The following is a 12550-nucleotide window of genomic DNA, read 5'->3' on the forward strand; positions in this document are numbered from 1 at the left end:
GGACAGAAGCCGCGCGACAGCCACCGAGACCGGAGCCAAATTCACCTATTTCCTGTCCTGCACCCTGATCATGGACTACAAGACCGGCAAGGCGACCTATCAGGGACCGGGCAAAAGGCTCGGTCGCTCGAATGTCGGCTTCGGCCAGACCGTTCAGGAGGTGGAAACACGCCTCAACAATATCTGGCAGGCCCATCAGGAAGGCCACGAGATCGCCAGCCATGCCTGCGGCCATTTTGATGGCAAGGACTGGACGGCAGCCGATTGGGAAGCCGAATTTGAAACCTTCAGCAAGACGCTTGAAAATGCCTGGGAGATGATCGGCAAAAAGGACGCCGAGCCGCAAGGCTGGCGGGAGTTTGCCAAAACCGGCATCAAGGGTTTCCGCGCGCCCTATCTCTCACAAAGCGATGGCCTGACGGCTGCGGAAAAGAGACATGGTTTTACCTATGATGCGAGCCTTGTCACCAAGGGTCCGCAGTATCCTGTTACGGCCAAGGATGGCATGACCCGTTTTGGCCTGCCGCTGATCCCGGAAGGACCGAATAACCGCCCTATCATTGCCATGGATTACAATCTCTTCGTGCGCCATTCCGTGGCTGTCGAGACACCGTCCAAGGCGGCAGAGTTCGAAGACCGCACCTACAAGGCATTCCGCGCTGCCTTCGACAAACAATACAATGGCGAGCGCATTCCGCTGCAGATGGGCTTCCATTTCGTGAAGATGAATGGTGGCGCCTACTGGAATGCCTATGAACGCGTGTTGCGCGAAGTCTGCAAGATGCAGGACGTCGATTGCATCAATTACGCCAGTTACATGGAAACCTTGAAGACTGCCGCTCCGGCTGAAAAACCGACCGCCGGCTCGTCTTTCTGATCCGAACACGATATGTCGGCCACTCAAAGCGCCGACACCAAGACATAAAAAACCCGCCAGTCCGGCGGGTTTTCTTTTTCCTTGAGAAGTTTATGGCCGGTTGGCAGCCATTTCGCCTTCTGCGGCTTCACGCTCCAGATAACGCTGGTCGATGTCAGGCAGGGCGTCACCTTCGATCGCAGCCTCAAAAGTCTTCAAGCGTTTGTAGATCGACATCAATTCGACAATGGTCGACCACGAATTGACGACATATTGGAACGAACCACGCACCTGATCGAAGACGTTGTTGATCTGCGTCAGCAATCCAAGCGTCAGCTTGCCTGCAACAATCGACGGCACCAGCACGATCAGGCTGAACAGGTTGTCTGCCTGAAGATAGAAAATTCGCGCCACGTTGAAGTACATGTAGTGAAAATACAGTCGGAAATAGTTCCGTCGCACATTGGCGAAAAGCTCACTCACCGTCACTGGTTGAGCGCGGTCCTCGTGGTCCTCGCCATAGACAAGCTCTTTACGATAAGCAGCTTCCACGCGCTGGTTTTTGAATTCCAGACCGGGAAGTTTTATGCCGACAAGAGCAAGGAAAAATGTGCCAAACAATGACCAGAAAATGGCCGCCCAGACCAAGGCGTGCGGCAACTCGCCGATGATTGGCAACTCGGTGATATTCTTGCCAAGCGTGAACAGAACCGGCAGAAACGCAATAAGCGTCATCAATGCCCGGACCAAACCGACACCGAGGCTCTCAACAGTTGTCGAGAAGCGCATCGTGTCTTCTTGGACACGTTGTGACGCCCCTTCAATGTGTCTCAACCTGTCCCAGTTGGCCATGTAGAATTCGTTCATCGCTGTCCGCCATCTGAAGATATAGTGGCTGACAAAGAACAGGTTCAGCACGCCGACAGTGATTGCAACAAAGGCAATGCCGGCAAATCCCAACATGCCAAGATAAAGCTGTTCAGCGGTCACAGGCGCACTGCGCGAAAGCGCTTGCTGAATGAGGTCGTAGAACGGTCCATACCACGCATTGATGGCAACACTGACCTGAACGGAGAAGTAGGTGGTAAAGATGATCAGGGCAGAGCCGAGAACGGACCACATTTGCCAGCGATGGGGGCGATAATAAAACCAGAAGGCCGAAAACAGCAGAACGACGGCAGTGTAGTAAATATAAAACCACAAAAACGAGGTAGACCAGAAAAGAGAAACCCCGATCACCGGACTTTCCCCATCAGCGAGAGGTGGCAGACCAATAGCAGCCCCCCACCCGCTTCCGCCTGCATACCATACGGCAATACATACGGCAGTCCACACAATGGCGGACGTGAAGTAGATTTTCGGGTTTGGAAAGAAGGAATGGAACACGTTTTGAACTCACGCGGACGTTAGGGAGCGGCCGGAATTGGCGAAGCAGTCAAGATACGGAAACTACGGCAGAATTCGGCGCACAGCAATCAACCATCCACATCCTTACCAACTTGTAACTGAAAAAGCATAAAAACCGCGCGGTTTTAGTCGCGCAAACGGGCAACCGGCACCATCAACACCATGCTGATACCAAGTGCCGCCGCCGCCAGAATGGTTGGCAGAACGAAGTCACCGGTCACTTGCGCGACCCATCCAGCCACCAGCGGCCCGGTAATCTGACCTATTCCAAAGGCTGCCGTCATGAACGAAAAGGCCCGTCTGGGGCTGTGCGGCGCAAACTGACGCCCCAGCTGCAGCCCGTAAGCGGTAATCACCATGAAGGTCAGGCCAAGAAGCAAACCACCCGTCAAGGCACCCGCCACCGGCGGCAACATGACAGACGCCAGAACACCGATCGCTTCCACCGCAAACACCAGCACGAATGTCCAACGCAGGCCGATCAGCCCCAGCATCGGTCGCCAGGCGTAAAGAGAAATTGCGCCCGCACTTCCGGTAATGAACCAGGCAAGACATTCGATGAAGGCACCGGCTTCCGCCATGCGGACAATGGTGATCAGAAAGGTCGCGGTAATCACATAACCGAAACCGAACAGGCCGTAAGCAAGGGTCAGCAAAACCAACGGCATATGCCACGCTATCGGTGGTTCAGCCGCAGAAACGGCCGCACGTGGCGGGTCGGACGGCAATACCCGTGCAACCACCACAAAAACGATACAGACAAAAACCGCACCAACGATCCATTCCGCCTGCCAGGACGCACCATCACCGTGCAACAGCGAACCGATGCCAAACACCAGCAGCGACGAAAGGGCGATACCCACACCGACGCCGCTGAAATGCAATGACTGCAAGTCTTCCCGGCCGGCAGCCGTGAGGTGACCGATCACGAGTTGCGAGGTGAAGATCATCGCCAAGGCGCTGGCCATGCCAGCCAGAAAGCGGATGAGGATAAAAATCTCGACCATTCGGGTCATGGCCATTGCCAAAAGCAGCAGGCCGGTCGCCAGCAAGCCTCCCAGCGCAACCAGCCGTTCACGCCCATTGGCCCAACCATAAGCAGCCAGAATGGCGCCCAGCAGATAACCGGCGAAATTGCCCGCCGCGATCAGCCCGGCATCCGATGCCTTCATCGACAGATCGCTCATCATGCCGGGAAGAACCGGCGTGTATAAAAACCGCCCGAACCCCTGTGAACAGGCCATGGCAAGTGCTCCGGCAAAGCCGATCAGCAGGACAGGTGAATGGGATTTGGGGGCAGCATCAGTCATGCCGCGTCTATGGCAGTGCAGCATTGGTCAGGCAAACCATTTATTTTGATGGCATCTGCCAACACAGCTGAACACAAAGTCAAACGCCTTATTTGGTCAGCGCCAGAAGCCTGTCCAATGCAGCTGGAAACCCTTTTAGGGAAAGGCCAAGCAGAACATTCTGCCCGCTTTCCAGCGCTTTTGCCGTCAGCTTGACGGAAGAGCCTTTGCGCAGACTGTCCAGCGTCGGCCCGTCCAGAACCACCTGCACAACGCAGCCAGCCGGCAAGCAGGTTGAGAAGGGTGCAGGCTTCGAGACCGGCCCATTATCGACCTGAAATGTCATGCCGGCCTCAAGCGCCAGGCCAAACGGCAAAACAAGTGTTGCGCGTGTGTTTTGATCCTGCCCGTGTGTCACTTCCGCAGCAATGACAAGCTGGTTGGTGTCTGCCTTGCGTTGCTGCTGCGTCATCACGCAGATCTTGGATGTCTCGGCATCCGAGCACAGCAGTATCCAGTCGCCGTGGGTTTCGTTGACGGAGAATGCATTATTGTTCGGCGTTGCGGGAGCCTCTGTCTGCGCAGCCACGATGGCGGGCTGTGCCAGCAACGACACGAGAGAGACGGCAACAGCCGCCTTTATGTTTTTCCCAAGCATGCGGACACCTGTATGTTTCTGAATGTCCAATCAGCATCGGCATGCGATCGGACATTCAGAATTACATTGAAATCAAAAACGAACCTGTAACTTGGCGTTGACGCCATGGTCATAGGCTTTGGCGCTGAACTGTCCGGTATAGGACAGGCTCAAGGTCGAGGCCGAAGAAAGTGCAAAATCCATTCCCGTCTGCACAATCGCCGTATTTCGGTCCAGCGGCGTTCCCACCACTCTGAAACCGTCTCCGGAAGAGAACCGGGCTGTTGTTTCAGGCTCCACATCACCAAAAGCATAGATCCAGCCAATGGAGCCACGCAAAGTCGCCGGAACGAACCCGACATCAAGATCGGTCGACGCACGTACCCCAAGTGTCGTGTATGTGGTGTTCAGGCTGGTTTCATCCGTGGTCAGGGCAGCAATGCCGCCGGTTTCGGTAAAGCCGTCCGTCTTTACCCGCATATGGCTCAGGCTGACAAAAGGTTCGAACGATGCTGGCGCGACATCAATCCGATAGCTCAGCTCGCCAAACATGTTGAGCGTGCTGGCATCATAGTCAGCTCTCAACGTCTCACCGAGAAAGTCGACCTGGCGCACCGTGTCGACCCTGTGCCAGGTGTAGTTGATGCCTGTGCGGAAGGCGACGGCGTCCCATCGACTGCCGGCATAGACACCGAGGTGGTAGTTGTTGCTGTCGCCATCACTGTCCGACGTATCGAATGATGAGCGGCTGTAACCGCCAAACACGCCAACACGCCAGTTATCGGAGATGCCAGCGTCACCACCGATCAACACACCCGCATTGGAAATATCGGTATCAGGACTGCCGGTCAGACCATCAACCTTGCCCCAGGACCCAAAACCATTTGTCCAGGCGGAGAACCGACCCTGATCGAAAACATCCGTTTTCTTCTCAAATGATGCAAACTGGCCGCTATTTGCCTGCTTCGTTTCCGCGGCATAACCGAGGGCTGGAACGGAGGGTGCCGCAACCCCATCGGTCACCGAGCGAATACGGCCATTCACCGTGTTGTTGACCGATTGGGCCGTCTGGAAAAAGGCTGCACGTGGTGCGGTATGGGTTTCACCCGACAGTTGCCGCAGCGCCTCTCCCTGCTCACCGTCGGGCACAGAAATAAACGACGACCAAACACCCCCCGGCGCCTGACCAGACTGAAGAACAGAGAAGACTGCCGACTGGTTTGGTGTCAGGCCAGACACACCACTGTCAGCGCTGACGGTGGAGAGAAGCGAAACAACCCCATTGTCATAGGAGATTTCGTAATTGGACAATCCGCCCCAATCAATCGTGGAAAATGTGCCCGTCACACTCGTTGCCGTCAGAATAGTGTATCGGCTGGCATTTGCAGATCCTGAGAGCGAGATTTGCAGGGACGTGCCGGGGTTGATAGTCACAACACCACCGGTCAGCACCACCGCATCACTGCTAAGACCTGACACCTGCACGACATAGGTTGAGCCGGTCGAAAAAGCGAGATCACCCACAACCGACAACGCGCCCTTGGAACCAACGAGACCGGGCGACAACGTGCCCCCGTTACTGACGGACAGAGTGGACCCTGATTTTCCGACAGTACCCGTACCGCCCAATGTGCCGTTATCCAAGACATCGATAATGCCACCAAGCGAACCCGTAACCAGCGCGGTTCCACCGGAGATACTGGTCGTACCGCCAAGCGTGGCACTGTTGCCGGAAAAAGTCGTCACACCCGAGAGATGATTGATGAAACCGGTTCCCGAGATGGCGGACGAAAAATCATAGCTGGCATTTGTGTGATTGAAGACAAGCGTGCCCGAGCCGGCACCGAACACAACCCTCGGAGACGCAATATATCCAGCAACACCAGCCGCATCGCCTGCTGCCGCTCCGATATTCAGGGTACCTGTTGAGCCTGCTGATAGGCCGATTCGTACGCCCGTATTACTTGTGACAGCGACGGTTGCACCGTCGCGCACAGTTGCTTCACCAGTGCCTTCGTAGCCAATGGCAAGATAGGCGCTGTTTTCCCACAGTGTATCTGCACCGCTTACATCAAGTGTACCGTTGCCCGAGGCAAACCAACCCATGATGCCATAAGCGCTGCTGACGGCGGCTCCATCTGAGACATTGATGATGCCTTCGCCGTAATTTCCGACAACCACAATATTGTTATTCAGGACACCGGTCAAAGTCAGGGCGCTATCGCCCCCCATAAGATTAACCGTCCCCTCGCCGCCGGCATAATAGCCGACAATGACACGGTAAGCCGCGTTGACCTGAGCACCATTGTTTATGGTCAAATCGCCTTCACCATAATGGCCAACACTCAAAGTACCACCTGCGATGGACCATGTCGTGTCAGTTCCATCGATCAACGCTGTACCAAAGCCACCAACGTCGTAACCAATACTGACGGCATTGTCTTTTGCGTCTGCGCCATCCTTGACCGTAAAGCTGCCCTCACCAAAAACACCAATAAATGTTCCGCCACCGCTAGCTGTCCAGGAACTGCCCTCACCCTCAACCGTAAACGTACCCGACGAGCCAGCAAAATTGCCCAGATGCAATGAATTGACAGTGCTGGCGGAAGCGCCATCCTCAATCAGGATCGTACCATCGCCATAAAAGCCTACGTAAAGCCACTGCGTCGCCAAGGATGCATCTTCCCCGGATATCGTCAGCGTTCCAATTTCACCGGCCAAATGCCCTACACCCAGGCTGGCACCAACAAGGTTACCCTCATCCGAGATATCGAGAAAAGTACCGCTCGCAGAACCAACGTATAAACTGTTGTAGCCGGCAGCGTCGGTGATGCTTGTTCGCCCGTCGACGCCGGGAGCCTTGATGTAAACAGTGCTTCCCGCCACCGGGACGACACCACCAAGCCAGTTTGTAGCGTCATGCCAATCACTTGACGTCCCACCGACCCAATCTATGGCATAAGCTGGAAAACCGCCACCGACGACGACAACGACAAATAGGGCTGCTGAACCCAGCAACCGGCTTCGGTAGAACTTCATGCTCTCCCCCCACGGAATACGCTTTAACTAAATCAACCGGCGATCGTCCTCTCGATCAGACAAAAAATATACTTTGGCCCGACCCAACCACTGATTGCATCAAAGCTCGCATTTTTGGGGACACGTTTAAAGTTAGAACCGCGGAATATTCACCCGATAGATGCAGGAAAAATGTGCGTAAATTAGAATTTCCTCCGCGAATCCGCGGACGGACCGTGTACCCCACCGAGAAGGAGAAAACATGATAGCACGCAAGCATACGAATCGCGCCTGACCGCATGTTCGCGGCCTGTTCACGTACAGGTGGTCACGTCACGATGTAGATTGTTCAGTCGGCGAGCGTCAGAACGAGCGGACCGTTTTTGGTCACAACAACCGTGTGTTCAAACTGAACGGTCGGCGCGCTCGGATCGCTATACAGCGTCCATGGGTCATTGTCGCCATCTTCCGCCCAATAGGCACCGGTCGACAAGAAGGGCTCGACGGTAAACACCATGCCCTCTTCCATGATCCGGGTTTCATCCTTGTCCGGCCATGTGGCAAGTTCACGTGGCTCTTCATGCAAGGATCGACCAATGCCATGGCTGGCAAGGTTGGTAATCAGGGTGTAGCGGTTCTTGCGCGCGAAAGCGCCAATCGCATTGCCGATATCTGCCATCGGCCTGCCGGTTTTCACCTGCTGCAAACCTGTCCACATGGCACGCTTGCCATCACGGCACAGGCGTTCGATTTCCTTTTTCACTGGCGGCACGGCAAAGGATGCACCTGTGTCACCGAAGAAGCCATCCTTGACGGCAGACACGTCGATATTGACGAGATCGCCCGGTTTGATGATGCGCACACCGGGAATACCATGTGCCACCTCTTCATTGACGCTGATGCATGTTGCACCGGGAAACTGGTAACAGAATTCAGGCGCAGACTGCGCGCCATTGTCCTCGAGCACCTTGCGACCAATATCATCCAGCTCAGCCGTGGTGATACCCGGCTCTAGCGCGTCAGCCATGGTATTCAGGGCAACGGCACACAGGCGGCCGATTTCCTTCAGCTTTACCAGTTCGTCTTCGGATGAGATGATCATGAAATTTCCCGGACATGTGGATTGCGCAGGCGTTCCACAGCAATCCTGTTCTTACATCATCCAGTGGCTTTCACCCTATCAGCGCTGCCAGTCAATTCTTTTCTGACAATTGGCGCGACTTTCGTGCCGTACAGTTCGATGCCACGCATGATCTGATCGTGTGGCATCAGGCCAATGGCCATCTGCAGCAGGAAACGATCATTCTTGAAGACGCCATGCGCCTTGATGATCTTTTCAGCCACCAGTTCCGGCTCGCCGACAAACAGATTGCCTTGCGCGCTGCGGGCCATGTCGAATTGCGCGCGGTTGGTTGGCCCCCAGCCGCGTTCCCGACCCAGCCGGTTCATCACCTCGGCCTGTGGGCCGTAGAACTGGTCAGCGGCAGCGTCGGTGGTGTCAGCAATAAAGCCATGTACGTTAATGCTGGTTTTCTGTTTGGTTTCAGGTTGGCCGGCGCGGTGCGCCGCCTCGCGGTAGAGATCAAACAGTGGCGCAAAACGACGGTATTCACCGCCGATAATTGCAAGTGCGACCGGTAGGCCCATCGCCCCTGCTCGCGCCACAGATTGCGGTGTACCGCCAACCGCGATCCACACCGGCATATGGTCCTGCAAAGGACGCGGATAAACACCTCGGCCATTGATCGGCGTGTGTTTGTTACCCGACCATGTGACGATCTCGTTTTCACGCAGCGTCAGCAACAGGTCGAGCTTTTCGGCAAACAGTTCGTCATAGTCTTCAAGATTGTAACCAAACAGCGGATAGGATTCGATAAAGGAGCCACGACCTGCCATGACCTCGGCACGACCATTCGACAACAGGTCGACGGTCGCAAACTGCTGGAACACACGGATCGGGTCATCGGAACTCAAAACCGACACCGCGCTCGACAGGCGAATATTGCTGGTCTTGACGGCAGCGGCGGCCAGCACGGTCGATGGCGAAGACACCGCATAATCCGGGCGGTGATGTTCACCAAGGCCGAACACATCAAGCCCGACCTGATCGGCAAGCTCGATTTCCTCGATGAGGTTTTTAAGACGGCGCGCACCTTCCGGTCCCTTCCCATCGGGTGCTTTGGGGTCGACATCCGCGAATGTATAAAGGCCGAGTTCCATGATCGATGCTCCTGTTTTTCAACCCAGAGATAGGCATCGCAAAAGACTATGGCAATTTCAAAATATGGAACGATCCGTTCGATGAAATGGATAGAAAAGCCGAAAACGGCAGATATCGGGCAACCACAAATCCGATTCTGATTTCAACCACTTGGCAGCGCAACTTGAATCACTCTGCCAGGCAGTTGAATCAGATGTTCAAGTCACATCAGATCTGTTCCAGCAGTGCCTCAAGCTGGTCGGCAGCCTTGCCCCAGCCTTCGTGGAACCCCATTTCCTCGTGGGTCTTTTTATCCTCTGCCGTCCAGTGCAAAGCTTTTGCGGTGTAACGGGTCTGGCCGTTCCCCGCCTCCTCGAAGCTGACGTAACCCGTCATGAACGGCTTTTCACTCGGCACCCACCCGCCCTGATAGGCATCGGTAAATACCAGCAACCGGTCTGGAACGACCTCGAGGAAAATGCCATTATTGGGATAAACCTCGCCGTCCGGTCCGTTCATCGTCACGTTGAAAACACCACCGGAGCGCAGGTCCATTTCCACATCTGACACGGTATAGGGTCGCGGCGTGAACCATTCCTTGAGAAGGTCCGGCTCTGTCCATGCCCGGTACACCTTTTGAGGCGCCGCATCGAAAATGCGTGTCAGGGACAGTTCATGTTCTCCAAGTTTTGGCATGCTGTTTCCTCCACTGTTATTAACAACCAGACGGTCCGGTTATCACCCGGCCGTCAGGGTCTTGCGAACGGCATTCCTCCAGCCCTTCACTTTCGCCTTTCTGATCTGTGCATCCATGGCCGGTTCAAACCGCCTGTCGCGTGACCAAGCCTTTGCAAACGCCTCCATGTCAGGCCACACGCCAGCGCGACTTCCCGCGAGCCATGCAGCACCGAGTGCTGTGGTTTCCAGAATGACGGGGCGATCAACCGGTGCATCGATGATGTCGGACAGTCGCTGCATCGTCCAATCACTGGCGACCATGCCGCCATCCACACGCAATACAGTCTCACCGTTACCGTTGTTTTTCCAGTCCTTGTGCATGGCGTCCAGCAGGTCACCGGTCTGGAAACAAACGGCCTCCAACGCGGCACGCGCAAATTCAGCGGGCCCCGTGCTACGGGTCAGGCCGAAAATCGCACCGCGCGCCTCAGCATCCCACCATGGCGCGCCAAGCCCGACAAAAGCCGGCACCAGATAGACCTCCTGTGAGGGGTCGGCCTTGTCGGCCAGCTCCCCGGTCTGCGACGCCTTTTCGATAATCTTCAAGCCATCGCGCAGCCACTGCACGGCAGCCCCGGCAACAAATATCGATCCTTCCAGCGCATAGGTTGTCTTGCCGTCCAGCCGGTACGCAATCGTGGTCAGCAGCCGGTTTTTCGACCGCACGATGTCCTCACCGGTATTCAACAACGCAAAACATCCCGTACCATAAGTCGATTTCAACATGCCTGGCGCAAAACACGCCTGCCCAATGGTGGCTGCATGCTGGTCTCCAGCAACCCCCAAAATGGGTATTTCGGCATCGAAAAGATCTTTTTTTGTCGTGCCAAAATCCGCCGCACAATCCTTGACTTCGGGCAGCATGACCTGCGGCACATCGAGAATGCCAAGCAGCTTTTCATCCCAGCGGTTTTTCTCGATGTTGAACATCAGGGTGCGCGAGGCATTGGTGGCGTCGGTCACGAAGGATTTGCCGCCCGTCAGACGCCAGATCAGAAATGTATCAATCGTGCCAAAACACAATTCACCCTTCTGCGCCCGCTTGCGTGCACCCTTGATGTTGCTCAGCAGCCAGGACAATTTGGTGCCGGAAAAATAGGGGTCAAGCAGCAGGCCGGTTTTGGCCGTGAAGGTCTTTTCATGGCCGGCCCGCTTGAGTTTTTCGCAATCCTTTGCGGTTCTGCGGTCCTGCCAGACAATGGCGTTGTGCAGTGGTTTGCCGCTGTCGCGTTCCCACACCACGGTTGTTTCGCGCTGGTTGGTGATGCCGATGGCGGCAATGTCGGTCGCCTTGATGCCAGCCTTTTTGATCGCCTCCTTAATCGACCACAACACACTTTCCCAAATTTCTTCCGGGTCATGTTCCACCCAGCCGGACTGCGGAAATATCTGGCGAAATTCCTTCTGCCCTACCCCTGCGATCTGCATTTTTGCATCGAAGACAATGGCACGGCTCGATGTCGTGCCCTGATCGATTGCAAGAATGTATTCACCCATAATGTCACTCCTCACATGTACCGAGCAGGGAAATGTGCCTTGCTGTCATTGTCAACCCGCATCCCATATCAGGAGCGTGTGAAAACCGGATTGCCAGCTCCCCCTGTTTGAGCATACCTTCGATACACGCAATGCGTCATCAAGTACGCAGGGGAACATATATGACGAGAACAGTCATCGTTACTGGTTCGACAAGTGGCATCGGCCTTGGCATTGCCCAGGCCTTTGCGAAAGACGGTGCCAACATTGTCCTGAACGGGCTTGGCGACCCGGACGAGATTGAAAATACCCGCCTGATGATGGAGGCGGAAAACGGGGTGCATGTGATCCACCATCCCGCCGATATGACCAAACCAGACGAGATTGCCGATCTGGTGGCCCAGGCCGAGCAGAAATTCGGGCGCATCGATGTGCTCATCAACAATGCCGGCGTGCAGCATGTGGCACCGGTGGATGAGTTTCCACCGGAAAAATGGAATGAGATCATCGCCATCAATCTGACGAGTTCGTTCCATACCATGCGTCACATCATTCCGGTGATGAAGAAGGCAGGCAAAGGCCGCATCATCAACATTTCCTCGGCCCACGGGCTGGTGGCATCACCATTCAAGTCAGCCTATGTGGCGGCAAAACATGGTATCATGGGATTGACCAAATCCGCCGCACTCGAGCTGGCGCAGACCGGTATCACCGTTAATGCCATTTGCCCCGGCTACGTGCTGACGCCTTTGGTGGAACAGCAGATACCGGACATGGCAAAAACCAGCGGCATCAGCGAGGAAGCGGTTAAAAACGAGGTGCTGCTGCGGCTGCAGGCCACCAAGGAATTTGTCAGCGTCGATGAGGTGGCTGCAACCGCACTCTTCCTCGCCAGCGACGCGGCATCACAGATCACCGGAACACACATC

The 12550-nt window shown here is 55.4% G+C and carries 10 protein-coding genes; 2 read left to right on the top strand and 8 right to left on the bottom strand.

The window, feature by feature from the left end:
* On the top strand, window positions 1-877 hold an 877-nt coding region (locus RT613_RS22750; RefSeq protein ID WP_313618647.1), incomplete at its 5' end, for a polysaccharide deacetylase.
* 90 nt (window positions 878-967) lie between these two features.
* Here the strand turns inward: RT613_RS22750 and sbmA are convergent.
* The 8 genes from sbmA to glpK form a co-directional block, all read right to left on the bottom strand.
* On the bottom strand, window positions 968-2242 hold the full coding sequence (gene sbmA / locus RT613_RS22755; RefSeq protein WP_313618648.1) for a peptide antibiotic transporter SbmA: 1275 nt from the start codon (window positions 2240-2242) through the stop codon (window positions 968-970).
* Between the two features lie 146 nt (window positions 2243-2388).
* On the bottom strand, window positions 2389-3573 hold the full coding sequence (locus RT613_RS22760; RefSeq protein ID WP_313618649.1) for a YbfB/YjiJ family MFS transporter: 1185 nt from the start codon (window positions 3571-3573) through the stop codon (window positions 2389-2391).
* Window positions 3574-3661: 88 nt separating this feature from the next.
* Window positions 3662-4210, bottom strand: a complete 549-nt coding sequence (locus RT613_RS22765) for an invasion associated locus B family protein (protein ID WP_313618650.1) — start codon at window positions 4208-4210, stop codon at window positions 3662-3664.
* 72 nt (window positions 4211-4282) lie between these two features.
* On the bottom strand, window positions 4283-7228 hold the full coding sequence (locus RT613_RS22770; protein ID WP_313618651.1) for an autotransporter domain-containing protein: 2946 nt from the start codon (window positions 7226-7228) through the stop codon (window positions 4283-4285).
* A 328-nt stretch (window positions 7229-7556) separates the two neighbouring features.
* The gene (gene map / locus RT613_RS22775) at window positions 7557-8309 is read right to left on the bottom strand and encodes a type I methionyl aminopeptidase (protein WP_313618652.1); all 753 of its coding nucleotides are present in this window, start codon (window positions 8307-8309) and stop codon (window positions 7557-7559) included.
* Between the two features lie 56 nt (window positions 8310-8365).
* On the bottom strand, window positions 8366-9427 hold the full coding sequence (locus RT613_RS22780; protein ID WP_313618653.1) for an LLM class flavin-dependent oxidoreductase: 1062 nt from the start codon (window positions 9425-9427) through the stop codon (window positions 8366-8368).
* Between the two features lie 208 nt (window positions 9428-9635).
* Window positions 9636-10103 (bottom strand): SRPBCC family protein, encoded by a 468-nt coding sequence (locus tag RT613_RS22785; RefSeq protein WP_313618654.1) that lies wholly within the window; start codon window positions 10101-10103, stop codon window positions 9636-9638.
* A gap of 42 nt (window positions 10104-10145) precedes the next feature.
* A complete protein-coding gene (gene glpK / locus RT613_RS22790; protein WP_313618655.1) occupies window positions 10146-11642 on the bottom strand; it encodes a glycerol kinase GlpK in 1497 nt (498 codons plus the stop codon).
* Between the two features lie 161 nt (window positions 11643-11803).
* Here glpK and RT613_RS22795 point away from each other — a divergent pair.
* On the top strand, window positions 11804-12550 hold a 747-nt coding region (locus tag RT613_RS22795), incomplete at its 3' end, for a 3-hydroxybutyrate dehydrogenase (RefSeq protein WP_313618656.1).

The organism is Agrobacterium sp., from assembly GCF_032092815.1.
GTDB lineage: Bacteria > Pseudomonadota > Alphaproteobacteria > Rhizobiales > Rhizobiaceae > Agrobacterium.